The sequence below is a fragment of the Marinobacter sp. F4218 genome (genome assembly GCF_019443085.1).
Taxonomy (GTDB): domain Bacteria; phylum Pseudomonadota; class Gammaproteobacteria; order Pseudomonadales; family Oleiphilaceae; genus Marinobacter; species Marinobacter albus.
Genome location: NZ_JAHZIL010000002.1, coordinates 330,604 through 349,341, shown reverse-complemented (window position 1 = coordinate 349,341; position 18,738 = coordinate 330,604). Strand labels below are relative to the sequence as shown.

The 18,738-nt window shown below is 57.1% G+C and carries 18 protein-coding genes; 7 read left to right on the top strand and 11 right to left on the bottom strand.

The window, feature by feature from the left end; genetic code table 11:
- Window positions 1-3: 3 nt before the first annotated feature.
- Window positions 4-1,512: a type II secretion system ATPase GspE gene (gspE, locus tag K0B93_RS02025; RefSeq protein ID WP_219865596.1), complete on the bottom strand. Its 1,509-nt coding sequence runs from the start codon at window positions 1,510-1,512 to the stop codon at window positions 4-6.
- A gap of 164 nt (window positions 1,513-1,676) precedes the next feature.
- Between gspE and K0B93_RS02020 the strand changes: the two genes are divergently transcribed.
- From K0B93_RS02020 to K0B93_RS01990, 7 genes are all read left to right on the top strand, one after another.
- Window positions 1,677-2,333, top strand: a complete 657-nt coding sequence (locus K0B93_RS02020; protein ID WP_219865595.1) for a type II secretion system protein N — start codon at window positions 1,677-1,679, stop codon at window positions 2,331-2,333.
- A gap of 8 nt (window positions 2,334-2,341) precedes the next feature.
- A complete protein-coding gene (locus K0B93_RS02015; RefSeq protein WP_219865594.1) occupies window positions 2,342-3,004 on the top strand; it encodes a transglutaminase-like cysteine peptidase in 663 nt (220 codons plus the stop codon).
- 105 nt (window positions 3,005-3,109) lie between these two features.
- A complete protein-coding gene (locus tag K0B93_RS02010; protein WP_219865593.1) occupies window positions 3,110-4,720 on the top strand; it encodes an FAD-binding oxidoreductase in 1,611 nt (536 codons plus the stop codon).
- 2 nt (window positions 4,721-4,722) lie between these two features.
- Entirely contained in the window at window positions 4,723-6,330 is a 1,608-nt protein-coding gene (locus K0B93_RS02005) for a glycerol-3-phosphate dehydrogenase/oxidase (RefSeq protein ID WP_219865592.1), read from the top strand.
- Window positions 6,320-7,879, top strand: coding sequence for an FGGY-family carbohydrate kinase (locus K0B93_RS02000; protein WP_219865591.1), 1,560 nt, complete (start codon window positions 6,320-6,322; stop codon window positions 7,877-7,879). Before K0B93_RS02005 ends, K0B93_RS02000 begins: the two co-directional genes overlap by 11 nt.
- A 77-nt stretch (window positions 7,880-7,956) precedes the next feature.
- On the top strand, window positions 7,957-8,322 hold the full coding sequence (locus tag K0B93_RS01995) for an MbcA/ParS/Xre antitoxin family protein (protein ID WP_219865590.1): 366 nt from the start codon (window positions 7,957-7,959) through the stop codon (window positions 8,320-8,322).
- Complete coding sequence (locus tag K0B93_RS01990) at window positions 8,319-9,113, top strand: RES family NAD+ phosphorylase (protein ID WP_219865589.1); 795 nt, start codon at window positions 8,319-8,321, stop codon at window positions 9,111-9,113. The genes K0B93_RS01995 and K0B93_RS01990 overlap by 4 nt, the downstream gene beginning before the upstream one ends.
- A 52-nt stretch (window positions 9,114-9,165) precedes the next feature.
- Here the strand turns inward: K0B93_RS01990 and K0B93_RS01985 are convergent, their stop codons facing one another.
- From K0B93_RS01985 to K0B93_RS01940, 10 genes are all read right to left on the bottom strand, one after another.
- Window positions 9,166-10,092 (bottom strand): tetratricopeptide repeat protein, encoded by a 927-nt coding sequence (locus K0B93_RS01985; RefSeq protein ID WP_219865588.1) that lies wholly within the window; start codon window positions 10,090-10,092, stop codon window positions 9,166-9,168.
- Window positions 10,093-10,158: 66 nt separating this feature from the next.
- Window positions 10,159-11,121, bottom strand: a complete 963-nt coding sequence (locus tag K0B93_RS01980; protein WP_219865587.1) for a type II secretion system F family protein — start codon at window positions 11,119-11,121, stop codon at window positions 10,159-10,161.
- Between the two features lie 12 nt (window positions 11,122-11,133).
- A complete protein-coding gene (locus tag K0B93_RS01975) occupies window positions 11,134-12,117 on the bottom strand; it encodes a type II secretion system F family protein (RefSeq protein ID WP_219865586.1) in 984 nt (327 codons plus the stop codon).
- A gap of 3 nt (window positions 12,118-12,120) precedes the next feature.
- The gene (locus K0B93_RS01970) at window positions 12,121-13,482 is read right to left on the bottom strand and encodes a CpaF family protein (RefSeq protein WP_219865585.1); all 1,362 of its coding nucleotides are present in this window, start codon (window positions 13,480-13,482) and stop codon (window positions 12,121-12,123) included.
- Between the two features lie 10 nt (window positions 13,483-13,492).
- Complete coding sequence (locus tag K0B93_RS01965) at window positions 13,493-14,677, bottom strand: AAA family ATPase (protein ID WP_219865584.1); 1,185 nt, start codon at window positions 14,675-14,677, stop codon at window positions 13,493-13,495.
- A gap of 24 nt (window positions 14,678-14,701) precedes the next feature.
- A complete protein-coding gene (locus K0B93_RS01960; RefSeq protein ID WP_219865583.1) occupies window positions 14,702-15,190 on the bottom strand; it encodes a TadE/TadG family type IV pilus assembly protein in 489 nt (162 codons plus the stop codon).
- On the bottom strand, window positions 15,187-15,648 hold the full coding sequence (locus K0B93_RS01955) for a TadE family protein (protein ID WP_219865582.1): 462 nt from the start codon (window positions 15,646-15,648) through the stop codon (window positions 15,187-15,189). Before K0B93_RS01955 ends, K0B93_RS01960 begins: the two co-directional genes overlap by 4 nt.
- Before the next feature lie 53 nt (window positions 15,649-15,701).
- Window positions 15,702-16,910: a Tad domain-containing protein gene (locus K0B93_RS01950; RefSeq protein WP_219865581.1), complete on the bottom strand. Its 1,209-nt coding sequence runs from the start codon at window positions 16,908-16,910 to the stop codon at window positions 15,702-15,704.
- A 35-nt stretch (window positions 16,911-16,945) separates the two neighbouring features.
- Window positions 16,946-17,218 (bottom strand): hypothetical protein, encoded by a 273-nt coding sequence (locus tag K0B93_RS01945; RefSeq protein WP_219865580.1) that lies wholly within the window; start codon window positions 17,216-17,218, stop codon window positions 16,946-16,948.
- Between the two features lie 10 nt (window positions 17,219-17,228).
- Complete coding sequence (locus K0B93_RS01940) at window positions 17,229-18,722, bottom strand: type II and III secretion system protein family protein (protein ID WP_219865579.1); 1,494 nt, start codon at window positions 18,720-18,722, stop codon at window positions 17,229-17,231.
- Between the last annotated feature and the right edge of the window lie 16 nt (window positions 18,723-18,738).

Genomic DNA, 18,738 nt, shown 5'->3' with positions numbered 1-18,738 from the left:
GTGTTAGCGGCCCCGGTAGGTAACGCGCAGAACCTCTTCCACGCTGGTTATACCGTCCAGAATCTTCTGAACGCCATCAGCGTGGATACTAGGCCCATGTTGTCGCGCCACTTTTTCGAGTTCAAGTTCCCCGGCCCGTTTATCGATCAGCCCACTTAATTCGTCCGTTATTGGCACCACCTCATAGATACCTATGCGGCCCCGGTAGCCCAGATCATTGCAATGTTCACAGCCTACGGAACGGTAAATGGTGGGAGGCAGAGAGGGATCCAGTTGCAGGAACTCGCATTGTTCTTCCGAAGGCGTATAGGATTCGCGGCACTCCTTGCACAAAACCCTGACCAGACGTTGCGCCACAATGCCTACGAGACTCGACGAAATCAGAAATGGCTCGATTCCCATATCCATCAACCGGTTAATCGCGCCGACAGCGGTATTGGTGTGAAGAGTGGATAGAACCAGGTGACCGGTTAAACTCGCCTGGACGGCGATTTCAGCGGTTTCGAGGTCCCGGATCTCGCCAATCATCACGACGTCGGGATCCTGCCGCAAGATCGCCCTGAGGCCGCGGGCAAAGGTCATGTCTACCTTGGCATTAACCTGGGTTTGCCCGATACCCGGCAAATCATACTCAATGGGATCTTCAACGGTCAGTATGTTACGGCTACGGTCATTGATCTCCTGCAGCGCGGCATACAGGGTTGTCGACTTACCGGAACCCGTTGGACCGGTTACCAGCAAGATGCCATAGGGGCGATAGATAAGCTTTCGGAGAATCTTGAGGTCGTTCCCGTCCATACCAAGAGATTCCAGGCGAATAGCCCCTGCCTGCTTGTCGAGGAGACGCAACACTACCCGCTCCCCGCTTGATGAAGGCATGGTGGACACGCGGATATCCACCTCTCGCCCGGCAACTCGTAACGCTATTCGACCATCCTGGGGCACCCGCTTCTCTGCAATATCGAGCTTGGCCATGACCTTGATTCGGGACACGAGTAAGGGCGCCAGGGCGCGCTTGGGCTGAACAACCTCTCTCAAAACCCCGTCGACACGAAAGCGCACGACCAGCCGTTTTTCATAGGTTTCAATGTGAACGTCCGAGGCACTGGTTTTGACGGCTTCTGTCAGGATCGCGTTGATCAGGCGAATGATGGGAGCGTCATCTTCCTGTTCAAGCAGATCCTCGGTTTCGGGAACAGAATCTGCCAGGGAGGCCAGGTCCATATCATCACCGATGCCCTCCACCATTTGCATGGCTTCGGCAGAATCGTTCTGGTACGCGGCATTCAGCGCATGATCGAACCGATCCGGATCGATGGTGGAAAATCTCGCACGGCCACCGCTCACCCGGTTGGCTTCGGCGAGCGCCGAATGAGAAGCTCCGGGGCGAATCAGTATGATTGGATCGCCATCATCCGAGCGTGTCAGTATAACGCCGTTGCGTTTGGCAAACGTAAAAGGAAGACGGCCCAGCGGAGCATCCTGCTGCTGAAATTCGGATTCTGTAGTCAAGGTCTTCCCCGTCCTGAAATTCTTTTTGATTCAATCAATTCAGAAAGGCTACCACAGGATATGGAACCGCTGAATAACTCTATACACTATACTGCCAATAAAACATTGCCGTCTGATAACCTGTGGGCTTTTTTCCTGCCCACCAACATCATCCAGGATGATCAATGCTCTTATACAACGAACGGCTTCCTCTGCTCCTCGCCATTATTACAGGCGCGGCAATGGTGGGTGTGACAGCCTGGCAGGTCTATAGTTTCGTGCTGACCAAAAACCAGCGGGCCGTGCTCGACGAAACTCAACCAATCACTCGGAATGCCTCGGCGGTAGGCCAGCCACCGGAAATCGACTTGGCCTCTCTGACCCTGTTCGGTATTGCAGGCGAGGATGGCGCCGTGCGGCCAGAGGAGACCGAAAACCTCCCGGAAACCAACCTTCGCCTCTACCTCAGGGGCGTCCTTGCGGCAGAGGGTGAATTCCCCGGCAGTGCGCTTATTGAGGATCAGAAAGGCAACACCGAAGCCTATCCCGTCGGTGATGAACTGCCCGGAAATGCCACCCTTCGTTCCGTGCACCCGAACCGAGTTGTCATTGAACGGGGAGGTAAACTCGAAAACCTTTTCTTCCCCGAGAATGAAGACCGGTCGGGCATATCGTTTGCCGCCAGTGACGAGGAGGAACAGCAACAGACCACGCCCGTCTCACGGTCATCTACGGCCCCATCCAGGCAACCGTCGCCGGATGCGAACGATGAACAGCGCAGAGAGGAAATTCGCCGGCGCCTTGAGCAACTCAGGGAACGCCTCCGGAATAACAGTAACTGAGGCCGGACATGGTTACGGCCGCTTCAGCGTTTCGGCGCCGGACCTTTCTAGTGCCAGCACTGCTGTTGGCCACCGCTGTTTACGGCGCACTGGAACTCAGCAGCCGCCTGATGAACTACGTTCAGGAAGAGTTCGGTACGGAAGCCTACGAGCGCCTTGAAAACTGGCAGAGACTCCATACGCTTGCTGCCAACGCCCCGACTGAACGCCAGCTCCGGCTGGTTAACCGCTTTTTCAATCGAGTGAGGTTTGTCAGTGACATCCAGCACTGGGGCGAAGAAGACTACTGGGCCACACCGGTGGAATTCCTGACCACCAATGCCGGCGACTGCGAAGACTTCTCCATTGCCAAGTACCTCACCCTGAAATCCATGGGAGTCCCGGACGACCAGTTACGGGTTGTCTACGTCAAGGCTCTCGAGTTGAACCAGGCCCACATGGTGCTTGCCTGGTACCCCGAACCGGACGCCGACCCCCTCATCCTGGATAATCTGATAAATGACATTAAGCCTGCGTCACAACGCACTGATCTTGAACCCGTTTATAGCTTCAATGGTGAAGGACTTTGGCTTAACAACTCTGGCGGGGAGCGAAAGCGGATCGGCGAAGCCCAGAAGCTTTCCCGGTGGCAGGAACTCAACGATCGGCTGATCGATTCACTTCGGCCCTGACCCTGCTGGCGGCAAATGACACCCTGAATGTCGCCAAGCGACACCGCATTCGCTCCCGAAGCCACTAGAATGCCCGACATCAACCAAGTATCGGGGAGCAAACGCATGCGACGCTGGAATGGCTGGGGCGACGAGACTTTCAATCTGGCGCTGCCCAAGGAAGGCAAAGGGTTTCTGACGGAGCGCATAGGCATCGGCCAGCCCCTTGCCGACGCCGCTCTACAGGACGTTTGCGACAAGGTTCCTGAATCCCGGCTCCCCGCATCCTCAGGCAGCGCACTTGGCGGCCTGGTCGACACCAGCCCTGAGGCAAGGGTGCGGCACGCCCGGGGGCAAAGCCTCGCGGACTGGCTGGCCATGCGCAGCGGAGAGTTCGGGGTATTCCCCGACGGAGTCGCTCGCCCGCGTTCCGGTCAGGACGTCCAGACCCTCCTCCGCTTCGCAAGGGAAAACAATGTTCACCTGATCCCTTATGGCGGAGGCACCAGCGTTGCCGGGCACATCAACCCTTTGGCTGTCGACAAACCCGTGCTGACCGTCGATATGGGCGAGATGAACCAGCTCACAGACCTGGACACGGAAAGCCAGATTGCAACCTTCGGTGCCGGCACACCCGGTCCGCTGGTTGAATCCCAACTGCGCGCCCACGGCTATACGCTCGGGCACTTTCCGCAGTCGTTTGAATTGTCCACCATTGGGGGCTGGGTCGCGTCACGCTCCAGCGGACAGCAATCCCTGAGGTACGGTCGCATAGAACAACTGTTTGCAGGCGGGCGCGTTGAAACCCTGCTCGGAACATTGAACCTGCCAACCATTCCGGCCTCCAGCGCGGGCCCGGACATCCGCGAGGTAATACTGGGCTCGGAAGGCCGGCTTGGCGTGATTACTGAGGTCAAGGTTCGGGTCAGCCGGCTACCGGAACAAGAGAGTTTCCACGTGGTGTTTTTCCCGGACTGGGAACAGGCCCGGGCCGCATGTCAGCAACTGGTCCAGAATCGAACACAACTTTCCATGCTGCGGCTGAGTAACGCCGTTGAAACCGAAACCCAGCTCGCTCTTGCCGGCCATCCCCGGCTGATCGCTCTGTTGGAGCGCTATCTTTCCCTTCGGGGAGCCAGTGCAGCAAAGTGCATGATGACTTTCGGCCTCACCGGAAGCCGCAGGCAATGCAAGAGCGCATTGGCGGAGGCCCGCCAGGTTTGTGCCGAATTCGGGGGCGTATACACCGGTACCCACCTGGGAGCCAAGTGGGCGGAGAAGCGGTTTACGATGCCGTATCTGCGGGAAGCTTTATGGGAACTGGGCTACGCCGTTGACACCCTGGAGACAGCAACCGACTGGGACAACGTCGACAACCTGCTTGGGTTAATGGAAAACAGTCTACGGCACGGCCTTGAGGACGAGGGTGAATCCGTCCATGTGTTCACTCACCTCTCCCATTTCTATGGCCAGGGCTGCAGCATCTACACCACCTATGTATTCCGGGTGGCAGACACCTACGAGAAAACGCTCTCGCGCTGGATGTCCCTGAAACACAGCACGTCCGAACTGATCGTTGCCAACCGCGGCACCATCAGTCATCAGCATGGCGTCGGCAAAGACCACGCCCCGTACCTGCCCATTGAAAAAGGTGAGCTGGGCATGCTGGCCATCCGATCACTCTGCAACACCTTAGATCCGGATTCCCTGCTGAATCCGGGGACGCTGGTGGATTGAATATGGCTAACACCCGGGATCAGATTCTGGAAGCTCTGAAAGCCGGCAACCGCCGCTTTGATGTCGTGGTCGTGGGCGGGGGAATAACCGGCGCAGGAATCGCACGGGAGGCTGCGGGCAGTGGATTGCAAACCCTGCTGGTGGAACAGAAGGACTTTGCCTGGGGCACCTCCAGTCGATCTTCCAAGATGGTGCACGGCGGGCTTCGCTACCTTGGCAGTGGCCAATACCGACTGACCCGGGATGCAGTCCGGGAGCGCGAACGCCTGATGGCCGAGGCCCCGGGGCTCATACGACCACTTCGCTTCGTGATGCCGCATTACCGTCGCCAGTTTCCCGGCCCCCGAGTATTCCAGCTTCTTCTCGCTGTTTACGATCGTATCGCGAGGTTCCGCTCGCGTCGGCTGCTCACTCGATCAGAAGCCCCGCTTTGGGTGCCAGGGCTGAAGACCGACAACCTTCTGGGCGCCAGCGTGTTTTCCGACGCCGTGACCGATGACAGCCGCCTTGTCCAACGGATCATCGCAGAAGCTCGGCGAGAGGGTGCCCTGTGCCTGAATTACGTCAAAGCGCTCGAGGTTCTGCGAACCAACGGCCAGGTGTCCGGAATCCGGCTTCAGTCCGAGGAGAGTGACGAACCCTTCGACGTGTCCAGCCCACTTGTCATTAACGCGACTGGAGCCTGGGCGGACCGTTTACAGACAACATCGGGAGACCAGGCGGGGATGAACATCCGGCCGCTTCGAGGCAGTCACCTGGTCCTGCCCTGGTCCCGCCTTCCGGTTTCCTGCTCGGTATCCCTGCTGCATCCGGATGATGGCCGACCGGTCTTTGCCTTTCCCTGGGAGGGTACAACCGTTCTTGGTACCACTGATCTGGACCACTCCGGCAATCTGGACATTGAGCCCCGGATTTCCGGGGATGAAGTCGACTACCTTCTGAAAATTTCCAGCCGGCTGTTTCCGTCAAGCAACATTTCCTGTGAGGATATTATCTCGACGTGGGCCGGCGTCCGCCCCATCGTCACCGATGGCGCAGGCAAGGATCCGTCCAGTGAAAATCGTGAGCACGAATTTCGCGAGGACCGGGGTCTGATCAGCGTAGCCGGCGGAAAACTCACGACCTTCCGCCTGATCGCCAGGGAAGCGCTCTCCCGTGGCCTGGGTGACAGCGATGCCAAGTGTCTCCGGGATCAACATCTCCCTGTGTTCACGCCGGCGCCCAAGCTGACCCACCCGACTTCTCTTGGCCATCTGACCTGGAACCGGCTGAAAGGATATTACGGCCCGGACCTGGAAACCCTGCTGGCCGACGGGCATAACGAAGAGATAAAGGTGGATGGGAAACCCTCCGGTCTGCTGTGGGCAGAATTACTCTGGGCTTGTGGTCATGAGAACGTGCAGCATCTGGACGACCTGCTGCTACGTCGTACCCGGCTCGGCCTTATAGCGCCAGACGGCGCCCGCAACCTGCTTTCTGATATAAGACGGTACTGCCAACCGGTTCTGGGCTGGGACGACGCCCGCTGGCAGGACGAGGAGATCCGATACCTGAGCATCCGAAACCGTGCCTACGCTTTGCCCGGAGAGGAGTCTGGTGATGCCAGCTGAACCTTTGATCCTTGCGATTGATAATGGCACCCAGAGCGTTCGCGCCCTGCTGTTCGACAAATACGGCAACCTGATAAGCAAGGGCAAGCAAGACCTCGATCCCTATTTCTCCGAACAGCCAGGGTGGGCCGAACAGCACCCGGAGTATTTCTGGGAGAATCTCGGGAACGCCTGCCGGTTGCTGTGGGGTAATACCGACGCGCAACCCAGTCAGGTCGTCGGAATCACCGTTACCACCCAACGAGGCACGGTGATTAACCTTGATAAACATGGCAAGCCGCTGCGCCCCGCCATCATCTGGCTCGATCAACGCCACGCCAGGGTGGACGGACCCGTGAAGGGCCCCTGGGGCTGGTTGTTCAAGCTGGCGCGACTGGAAGACACCATCAATCGCTTCCGCGAAAAAAACCAGGCCAACTGGATTGCCCAGAATCAGCCGGAGATCTGGCAACAGACTCGCCATTTTCTGTTGCTGTCGGGATACCTGAACTATCGACTGACTGGCCAGTTCAGGGACTCGACGGGAAGCCAGGTGGGCTACCTGCCTTTTGATTACCGAAAGCACCGGTGGGCCGGCCGCCGAGATTTCAAGTGGCAAACCATGCCGGTTACCCGGGCCATGCTGCCCGAACTCGTCGAACCGGGCGGTTCCCTTGGTGCCCTCACCCCCGAGGCAGCGGCACATCTCGGCCTGCCGGAAGGCCTTCCTGTGATGGCGGCCGCCTCTGACAAAGCCTGCGAAATCCTGGGCTCCGGCGGTCTGACGCCTGACATCGGGTGCATGAGTTATGGCACCACGGCAACGATCAATACCACCAGCGAACGTTACGTCGAGGCGATTAAACTGATGCCGCCTTACCCGTCCGCTCTGCCCGGACGCTACTCAACGGAAGTGATGATCTATCGGGGCTTCTGGATGGTGAGCTGGTTCAAGCGGGAATTCGGTCTGAGGGAACGCAAACTTGCCGAACAACGGGGCATCGAGCCGGAGGTTCTCTTCGATGAACTCGTCCGGGCCGTACCGGCCGGATCCATGGGCCTGATGCTCCAGCCATATTGGTCCCCCGGGGTCAGGCAACCGGGGCCCGAGGCCAAAGGTTCAATCATCGGCTTCGGCGACGTCCACACCCGTGCCCACATCTACCGTGCCATTCTCGAAGGCCTTGCCTATGCCTTGCGAGAGGGCAAGGAAAAGATCGAAAAACGGACCGGCACTCCAATCCGGAGCCTTCGTGTTGCCGGTGGTGGGTCCCAGAGTGATGCCGCCATGCAGCTGACTGCGGACGTGTTCGGATTGCCGGCCGAAAGACCGCACACCTACGAAACCTCCGGACTCGGCGCCGCCATTGATGCGGCCGTAGGGCTGCGCCTGCATCCGGATTTCCAGACGGCTGTCGCCGCCATGACCCGGGTTGGTGACGTGTTTCTACCGCAACCTGAGACCCATGCGCTGTACGATCGGCTGTATTCAGAGGTCTATCTGAAGATGTACCCTCAGCTCCAACCGTTGTATCGAAGAATTCGGGAGATCACAGGGTATCCCAAATAAATCCCGGACCAATAATCGACTGTTCATTTTTCACATTTTTGATTTATACTGTGAAAAATCGACAAAGGTTTCTGGTCATGAGTACCGCAAAAATTCACGACGAATCGACTCAGGACAAAGCCCTGCTATCGAAAGCCTTGATCAATGCCGGAAAGGCATTTGGCTTCAATCAGACCGAGCTGGCTGACATCGTTGGCAGAAACAGAACCGGCCTGGTCCGGGACGGCATTGACCCTGAGAGCAAATCAGGGGAACTTGCCCTGCTCTTCATCCGCCTCTACCGCAGTGTCTACGCGTTGACCGGTGGCGATCCGGACGCCATGAAACACTGGATCAACACGGAGAACCGGTATTTCGAGGCAATCCCTCGTCAGCTGGTCAAATCCGCCGAAGGACTTGTACGGATCAATTACTACCTGGACGCCATGCGGGGTAAGCTTTGAGCTATGAAGAGCGCATTGCCCGATGCCTGGAACCGTTGCAGGGAACGGTTTACCGGGTCGTAGAGTCCCAGGAAGAAATAGCCACAACCCGGCTGGTCGACAATATTCCGGAGCAGGCGCGGTTAGAGGAGTTGCTGGAAAAAACCAAGCCAGCCCATGCCAAGGGTACCCGCGGTCTTCATTACCTGCTCGCCACACCCTTCCGCTATCCACCACTGAAACACGGCTCACGTTTCGGGCAGGCCTTCGAGAAAAGTCTTTTCTACGGCGCCATGGCCATTAACACGGCTCTGGCCGAAACCGCTTTCTACCGGTTCGTATTTATTAACCACGTCGTCACCCCCTTCCCGAAGCCTTTGAGGACGCTTCATACAGTTTTCGGAGCCAGGATCCGGACCGAACGCGGTGTCCGTTTACAGGGAAATGCATGGCGCGAGCTCCATGAAGAGCTGACCCACCCCTCCAGCTACGAATTGACTCAATCTCTGGGATCTGAAATGCGAAACTTCGGTGTAACCGCGTTTCAGTTCCTGTCTGCCCGGGCACTGCAGGCTGGCTTGTATACGCTGCCCTATGACGCCCATGACGGCATGGAAGGAATAAATGCTGCCCTGTTTGAGCCCGGCGCATTGAAAGACCGAAAACCCCGCGAAAAGCTGCGGTTGATTGTCGTGACCGGCGCCGAGTCGGTATCGATGAGCCTGACCAGGGAGGATGGTTCCCGGAACGTGCTGGAATTTTCCCGAAGCCAGTTTTTGATCAACGGGAGCTTGCCGGATCCGGCCATCTGAGGGGATACAGAAGGCCGGATACGTCGAGGCGGACAACCGTGGCTAAAAGGCCTCAGGATCCACTCTTGGCAATCAGACGTCTGACCTGTTCCAGGTTTTCGTTTGCAGTGACGTAGTAACTCGGAGAGGCCTGCGCTGCCCGGGTAAAAAACTTCTCGGCATCTTCAAGTCTTTCACCACTCATGCAAATGTAACCCATGGTGTTCAGGGCTTCTGCTTCGGACATGACTTCGGTCAGGACCTCCAGCGCCTCATCGTAGCGTTCCTGGCGAGTGTAGAGCTGTCCCAGATTGCGCCAGGCCCTTTGGTGCCAGGGATCAACATTCAGGGCGGCAAGGTATGCCCGCTCCGCCAGATCCCACTCGCCCGAGAGATAATGCGAATACCCCAGATTATTCTGGAGCCGGGCGCTCAGGGGCGACAACATCAACGCGTCGTTGTAATGCTCTGCGGCACGCCCGAAATCGCCACGAAGATCCGCAAGAATGCCAAGGGCATTGTGGGCTTTACCCAGCTTTGGATCGAGGCTGACTGCTTTTTCCAGCACAATTCGAGCCCGCTCGGGCTGGCGCATTTGCATCAGGACCAACCCCATGCCCTCAAGGGCGCCGGCGTGATCGGGATCGTTCTCCAGAGCGCTCTGAAAGGCGGTATGGGCTTTGGTTAACTCCTCTTTTTGAAGATTGATGGCCCCGATCTTGTAGAAACTTTCGGGATTATTCGGCTCCAGTTCGAGTGTCCGGATGTACTCAAAAATGGCCTGGTCGAGCTCGCCCCGGGCGCGGGCGGCATCTCCCCGGGCGATTCCCTCGGCTGCCGATTCAATCGGCATCAGGGTCGAAAACGTCAGGTCGGATTTGCCACTGTAAAGACCTGAAAAATCGCTGTCCGGACCCGCCGGAGTCGACGCACAGCCAGCCAGAAACGCCAGCGTGAGAACAACACTGCTTCCTTTCACAATCCAATTCATGCCTTTCATGGGGCGTTACTCCTTTATCCTTTGAAAGCCTCATACCACCTTCGGCACGGCGTTACGCTAGTCCATTCATTGAATGTTAAAGTGGTCCAAAAGGCCCACAACCGCAGGACCTATCGCAACCACAAAAAACGCGGGGAACATGCACAAAACCAGAGGAAAAATCAGCTTTGTCGAAATTTTTCCGGCTTCTTCTTCGGCCTTCTGCATCCTTTTGTCACGAAACTCCTCGGAGTAAATCCTGAGGGAATCCGCAATGCTGGTGCCAAACCGAAGGCTCTGGCTCAACAAAGTAACGAGGCCGGCGATTTCCTCCAGCCCGGTACGGTCCGCGAGGTTGTGAAGGGCCTCTGACCGATCAACACCCGCCCTCATTTCAGCATTCACCAGGGCAAACTCCTCGGCCAGTTCCGGGTGGCCTACGGATACCTCATCGGCCACTCGTTGAAGGGCTGGTTTGAGACCGAAGCCCGCTTCTGTGCAGACCACCAGTAGGTCGAGAGCGTCTGGGAACCCGTGATAGAGCAGTCGCTTACGACGCTGAATCAATTTCGATAACACATAGTTTGGGGTCGCAACGCCGACGAGTACTGCAACTGCCGCTGACTGCAGAGCAATCATCGAAGTCACCGATGGGATCCAATTAATGATGAGCAGAACCAACAGTGGCAACCCTATGAATAACAGCGTCTTGATGGCATAGAAGGTCGCCAGGGCGTTGTCGCTCCGGAATCCTGCATGCATCAACTTTTCTCTGGTGCGACCGCGTTCGCCTTCCTTTTTGGGCAAAACGAAGGGAGCTACTTTGCCCACCAGAAGGACCATTGCGCCTGTTTTAGGAGGTTCGCCCTCCTGCTCAGTGCCCACAACCTCCTGGAGGCGGTTCCGTACCGGGTTGAAAATGGTCGAAACCAGAAATATCCCCGCAAGGCCAACGCAGAAAACCGCAGCCCCCATAAGGGACACGAAGGTCCATTCTGCTATCTGTTCGTTTTGCAGAGTGGAGTTTAGAAGTCCGATCAGGTAGTCCATGGCGTTACTCCCTTACACCTTCAGATTAAGAATCTTCTTGATCCAGAAAACACCAAGCACGATCAATACCAGAGCCACCAGAATGATGTCCCCGCCCCGGGGGCTTTCGGTCAGCATCGGCATGTAATCGGGATTGACCACCGAGATCACCAGGAACAGGACAAATGGGGTCATCGTGAGAACCCAGGCCGAGATTCGGCCTTCCGCCGAGAGCGTTCTCACTCTCCGCTGGAACCGGAATCGCCCCCGGATAACCGCTGCAATCTTCTCCAGCACTTCTGCCAGGTTGCCGCCCGACTCACGCTGCACCAGCACTGCAGTAACCAGTGCCATAACGAGTATGCTCGGAACCCGCTGCAACAGCCCCATCAGCGCGGCACGGACATCGCCTCCGTAATTGATCTCGTTAAACGTTGTCCTGAACTCCTCCCTTACCGGGCTCGGCATTTCCGTGGAAACCAACCGGATCGCTTCGACAAAGGGGTGCCCTGCCCTGAGAGCCCGAATGATCACGTCCACAACATCGGGTAACTGCTCTTCAATCCGCGCAATTCTGCTGACCCGTTTTTTACGGATATGCAGAAACGGCAGTATAAATCCCAGGGGCGCTCCCACCGCTGGCGCCCAATAGGCCTTATTTAAGCTCCACGCGATACCGGCGCCGATGGCCGCCAATGCCAGGGCAAGGAGCAACACCCTATAGGCGGGTGTCGTCATGCCACTCTGGGCGATCAGGTTCCTGAGCGGCTCCAGGACGTCCAGCAACTCAAGGCGTTTTTCCAGCGGATTGAGATTCTGCGTGTAATGGTCTCTCAACAGGGATACCCGTTTCTGGTTATCCGCATCCGCCGTCAGCGTTTTCATCCGCCGTCTCATCCGTTTTCTGGCACTTCGACTCTCGCCGAAAACGGGAATCACCAAGCCCTGTGAAAGCAGGAACACCGCGGTAAAGACGAGCGCGACAAATATCCAGAGGTTTTCGCCCAGCACTTCCATGACTCAACCCTCCAGGTCCGGATTATAGAGAGACAGAGGCACCTCGATCCCACGTTGTTGCAGATGCTCCTGGAACCTCGGGACTATGCCGGTTGCGGCGTAACTGCCCACTACCCTGCCGTTTTCATCCTTGCCGCGGCGCCGGAAGGTGAAAAGCTCGGACATGGTGATGATGTCTCCTTCCATGCCGTTGATTTCCTGAACACTCACGAGCCTTCGGGTTCCGTCCTCCTGACGCTCTACCTGTAGAACCACGTCGATGGCGGAAGCAACCTGGGTTCGAATAGCCTTCATGGGCATGCTGGCACTCGCCATCGATACCATGTTTTCAATCCGGGTCAGCGCGTCACGCGGGGAGTTGGCGTGCAGCGTTGTCATGGACCCGTCGTGCCCGGTGTTCATCGCCTGCAACATATCCAGAGCCTCAACGCCCCGGACCTCCCCAACAATAATCCGGTCGGGCCGCATGCGAAGGCTGTTCCTTACCAGATCGCGCTGGTTCACCTCACCTTTGCTTTCGATGTTGGGCGGACGGGTTTCCAGCCGCACCACGTGAGGTTGCTGCAATTGAAGCTCTGCGGAGTCTTCAATCGTAACAATCCGCTCATCGTGAGGTACAAAACCGGACAGGACGTTCAGCAATGTGGTCTTGCCCGAGCCTGTTCCGCCGGAAATCAGTACGTTCAGCCGTCCCTCGACGATGGCCTCAAGAAGCTCGGCAATCGGGGCAGTCAACGTGCTTTTTTCGATCAGGGCATCGACCGACAGACGGCCGATTGAGAATCGCCGAATCGACAGCAGTGGTCCGTCGACAGCCAACGGCGGAATGATGGCATTGACCCGGGATCCATCCTGGAGTCGGGCATCGACCATGGGTGAAGACTCGTCGATACGTCGACCAACGCTCGATACAATCCGGTCGATCACGTTCAGCAAATGGGAGTCACTGCTGAAGGTGACGTCAACCTTTTCCAGCTTGCCATTCCGCTCCACGTAAACGCTGTCAAAACCATTAACCAGAATGTCCGCTATGCTTTTGTCCGCCAGCAGTGGCTCCAGAGGGCCAAGGCCAAGAATGTCGTCGAGGATCTGCTTTAGCACCCGCTGCCGGGAATTCAGGCTCAGCGGCACCGAATCCTCGTTCATGATTTGTTGACCGATCGCCAGAATCTGGCTTTCGGCCTCGTCACGGCCCAGAGTGCTTATCAATGAAAGATCCAGGACCTTCATCAACTTCTGGCGCAGGTTTTTCTTGCAGATGCGCTCCTGCTCCTCCTCTACCCGCCGGGCCTGTTCACCATCGTTGCTGTGGCCATTGACCCCGAATCGCGCGTAAGAGATATCGTTCGTTCCATTGGTTGTCATGTCATACACCTCATGTCCGGGCCAGTTTACGAAGTACCCTGCCTAGCCCGAACTGACCGGCTTCGGCTTTCTTTCCACTCAGGGTTTCGGCCAGATTCACAATGCTTCGGCTTACCGGTGAAGACGGCGCGAAATCCAGCAATGGGGTCCCGAGGTTGGCACTCTCAGCGACCTTCGAAAAATCATTGGGAATGCAGATGAGATCTTCAATTTCCAGACTCTTGCGGATATCTTCGACATTCAGGTCGAGACGCTTATCCCAGCGGTTCACGACGATTCTCATGCGGTTGGGCGGGATGCCCAGATAGGTGTTCAGGTATCGAACCATCTGGCGCGCATCCTGGACGTGGGCAATGCTCTGCTGAACCACCAGAAGGATTACATCGGCAGATTCCAGAACCACCCCGGCCACCGGATCAATCTGTCGAGGCAGATCGGCGATCACCTGGTCATACCCTGACCGAACCACGTCGATCAGTTTTTTGAGCTGTCCTTCTTCGATGTCGCCGGGAACAATCAACTGCTGCGATGTATCCCCCAGAATGTGAAGCCCGCTTTTGTGTTTGAGCATGTGGCCTTCGAGGGCCATGGCATCCATGTTCTCGGAACGCACGATGGCGTCGACCAGGCCACCATCAGGGGGAAGATCGAACAGGGATGACAGATGCCCGAATTGGAAATCCAGATCCAGCAAGGAAACACGTTGGCCGATCCGGGCCGCGAGACTGTGCGCCAGGGTTGCCGCAATTATGCTGGCGCCAGAACCGCCTTTGGCATTGATGACGGCCGTCAACTTGGCGTTATGGATACCCGCATCTGCCTGGAGGCCCTCTGCAATTCGGTTAAGGGAATTCCGGAGGTCGTACTCCGGCATCGGGAAACTGAAGTAGTCACGCGCGCCTACCCGCATCGCCATTCTCATGACGGCAATGTTTTCCGGCCCAATGACAATCGTCGGCGGGCGTCGGGCCATGGGTCGCTCATCAAGTGCTCTGAGCTCCTCCTCCCAGGCACTGGTGACGCAGAAGACCAGCGTTTCCGGCATTTCAGGAAGGTTATAAAGAGGGTCCGAATTGCCATTGGTGATATGCCGTAGGCTCAGGATGTGCGACGTTCCGCTCACCATCACCTTTTCCATTTCTGCTAACTGGCTGGCGTCTCGTCCTGCCAGCAACACTCTCATAATTGGTTTCATACAGCTTTCCTCATCCCTGCTGATTCAGCTCACTGTTCCAAAACAGCCAGTTCCTTCGGGTGAAACCCCTAGGCTTTCCCGGGGTAAGACAGTGACAAATGACGGCAAATCAAACTCTTGAAAGAAAAACGGAATAATCAGACGATGACGAACCGAGGCGACCTCACTTCGCACGAAAACGATGTCCAGGTAATTGGTTGTCGGATCGACCGGTGTTCCACTTGCATCCAGGTAATCGATCCGAATGTTCGATTCATTCAACGCCGGCAGGACCGGACTGGAACCACTTGAGCCGGCCACATCGAACATGCCAACACGGCGAATAGCACTGTGATTGACTGGGCAGACCACTGCCACACGGGCGCTCTGGCGACTGACTTCACCAAGTGTGTTCCAGACGAACATCAGACGACCAAACTCAATTGCTCCAAAAAGCAGGATGAAGAACAACGAACCAACCAGAGCAAACTCGACGGTATGGGCACCACTCTGTGCCCTGCGGAAACTGTTCATAATGCCCTCATCTCTACAGTGCTCTGCATTTGAAAGGACAAACTCAGAGGCGTCCCGCCGTAGAAAGCCGGAATTCTCCCCACCAGCGGAACGTAGTTGTAAATTGCAGACACCCGGATATGACTCGCATCCGGACTGGTAACCGTTACATCCGCCCGCGTCCACCGTGGCAACAGGGGGTCTCCGGCTCCCGTGGTATTGCCGTAAACCACCAGATTCCCGGTTTCCTGCACAAGGGATGTGTCGAGGTAGATCATTCCGACGCTACCAATGAGGGCGCCGGACGCCATGTGCCTGGCACCATCGCGGGTGGCCCGAGTCATGGTGTGGTACTGATGGAACGCCCAGGCGAATTCGGTCACAGCAAAGACAATCACGATGAGCAGAGGCGCGGCGACCATAAACTCAATGGCCGCGATACCACTTTGTTTGCCCTTGACCGGTGATAGTTTTTTCATCGTCTGGCCGCTCCTTTTAAATTAACGCCTGTCCTTTGCACGGTAATGATTCATCAGCTGTCCCGGGTATCCGGATCCTTGTATAACTGGATTATGTGGGGTCCTGGCCCGGTCACCGGATCGGGACCCGGGATACCACTACCGCCGCAATCGTCCTTGAATTGCCCGAAAAATACGGCCTGACCGGTTTGCTCCATCCTGGTGATCATGTAGAAGCAGGCAAAACCGAGCAGATCAACAGAACTCTGTCCGCTTGCAAGACCATCGCAGTCGCCAACCGGAAGCGTCAGTATCCGACGGCCGGGTACGCCCGATGGGGGCAAAGCCGGGTCAACACCGGCCATTTGGCCGAGATACCAATCAAGGTCGTACCCAGGCGCTACCCCGCTCTCGTAATCCGTTTCTGTATAGCTTGTGTGGTCCGAGAACCAGTCGGGCGGGTAGTCCTCAGCGCTGACGGGGCCGTTGTATACGCCCACTCGGGTATTGATGCCCTGTGCAAACGGACCCACCGTATTGCCGGGTTCTGTTTCGATGGCCTCACCGGTACTCAGGCAACTGTCGTATTTCCCCGCCGCAGACTCCCTTACATCAGCGCCACCGGCATCACCATCGAGGCGAACAAGATAGAAATTCCCATTCCCTACGGAGGAAGCGTCCCCCGCGCCGATTTTCAGCATTTCCACGTCACCCCGGGAATAACCGTAAGTCGTCCCCGGCGCCGCCGTATCCGGAGAAGTGCCGCAGACCATCATCGGCGCAACATTGCAGACGTTACCCAGCGTCGGGCTCGGGCCGGCCACCGCAGTGCCAGGAATATCGGTACTGTTAAAACCGAACAGCGGAGCAAACCAGTTATCAACATCAAAACCTTCCGCCCGAACCCGAACATAGCGGGCGGGCAAGGTTGCCGGAATGAAGGGATTGAGTGTTGATGAGAACTCGACCGTCAGTGTCAGCGGCCCGGCGGCCAGCGCATTACCCAGGGCTGTGTTGCCCGGCTGCCCTGCATTGCCGGCGAAGGTATCGCGCCCCGCCGTTTCCGCGACCAGAGTGTTACCGGTTTGATCAAGCACTTTGGCAGCGCTGAGTGCGGCGGCGTCGAGGCTATTCTGTAAGCGCGTTTTCTGGAGGTGGGCATGGCTCATGTCCAGTGCCAGCCCTGCCATTCCGAGAATGGCCAGCAACGATATTGCAAACAACGGGAGAATAGCGCCCTGCTGTTTTCGACAAACCGGTTTCGTCCAGTTGATACCTTGCATGATGCTGCCTCCTTGTCATCATCCCCTCACTGTTTTCAGAGCTCAGCGCCACCCATTCCTTCATAGATTCGTTGAGGTGCAGGGGCAGCCGTGCGGTTCCGTTCCACCGCACCGGCTGCACGGGCCCCATCCATTGTCGGTATCGCTGGAGGCTCCTGGCCGGGTGGCACATACTTCTGGGAGGCCACCATGGTGCGAACAGAGTTTCCGAAATCCCATTCGGAGGACGGCGATGCGCATCCGCCCAGGGACACCGCCACAACGATGGCGGACAGTACGAATTGTTGTTTGCTATTAATCAGTTTCATGGTGTCCACCTTAAAGTTCGTGTCCGAATTGACCTTCAACACCGCCCTTACGCATGGGCTTGGATTGCGGGCGATCCCCTGCCCCCCAGCCCTCGGTAAACCCAAGCAGATAGAATTCGAGAGAACTGGGTTCAACAAAGCGGTCTGTAGGAAGAGTGAATTTCTCTCGGTCGACCGGTTTGGCAAAATGCGGCGTAACGAGAATCACCAGTTCGGTTTTGCCCTGAATGTATTCCTGGCTGCGGAACAACTGCCCGAGGACCGGGATATCACCCAGGCCCGGGAACTTGTTCACGCGCTCCCGCAAGGTTTCATTGATCAGCCCGGCGACACCGATGGTCTGGCCATTTCCCAGCTCCACCGTTGATGACGCACTGCGACTGGTCAGTGAATTGATGAAGAAGGTGGCGCCGGCGTCTTCGATATTCAGGGCGACCGAATTCTGGTTACTCAGTTCGCTGACCTTGATGTTGAGCTTCAGGCTGATGGTCCCGGAATCCAGAACCGTCGGGAGAAAGCCCAGACTGATGCCGAACTCCTTGAATTCTATGGTGACTTCATTTTCCCTCCCGGCCACAGGAACGGGGAATTCCCCACCGGCGTGGAAGGTAGCTTCCTGACCAGTAAGGGTGGTCAGCGTGGGTTCCGCCAACACTTTCGCCAGGTTGTTTTCTTCCGCTGCTTCAATCACCAGGTCAAATAGGGTAGTACCGTCAAGGAAGCTGGCAAAAAGGCCACTGGTATCGTAGCCAAGCGGCTCCCGGACAATCGCTGTGACATCACCCGATATACCGGCTCCGCCTCCGGCAATCGGCGCACCCACCAACGCGGTCGCTCCTCGACTTGCGCCGGAGGTGACGTTCTTGGCCACATTAAGCACCTCAAACCTGGCGCCAATGTTTTTGAGCAGGTCCCGGGATACTTCGGCCACCTGGACTTCTAGCATGACCTGTTGGGCGCCCCCCACCTGCATCATGTTCAGGACATTGCCCGGGACCTCGCCAACGCCCTGGAAGCTGCGAGCCAGCTGGACCGCGGCATCGACACGCGGCGCACTGCTGACCTCTCCGCTGAGAACGATGTCACCCTGGGCTGAGCGAACCTCGATGGTTTCATCAGGGAGAATCTGATGCAGCCGGGATTTCAGGCCCTCCAGATCGTGCGTCACCTCGATGCCAAGTACGCTGACCACCGTGTTGTTATTGTCCCAGAGGGTCACGTTGGTCGAGCCCAGCTTTTTCCCGACAACGTACAGTTGGCGTGATCGGAGAATGAGAATATCGGCAATGTCGGGATTACCCAGCGAGACTTTCGCCACCGGCTCATCAAGATAAAGAATCTGGGATTGATTCAGAGCCACATCGACCAACTGCCGTTCAATGCCGGAGGACACCATGACCTGTGCTCCCAGACCAGGAGCCAGTCCCAGCAGGCAGAGCGCCATCACCCCGGCTTGAAGCCACTGCGTCCGGTTCTTCCTTGCCATTTTCATGATTGTTTTCATCGCCAACTTCTCCCTG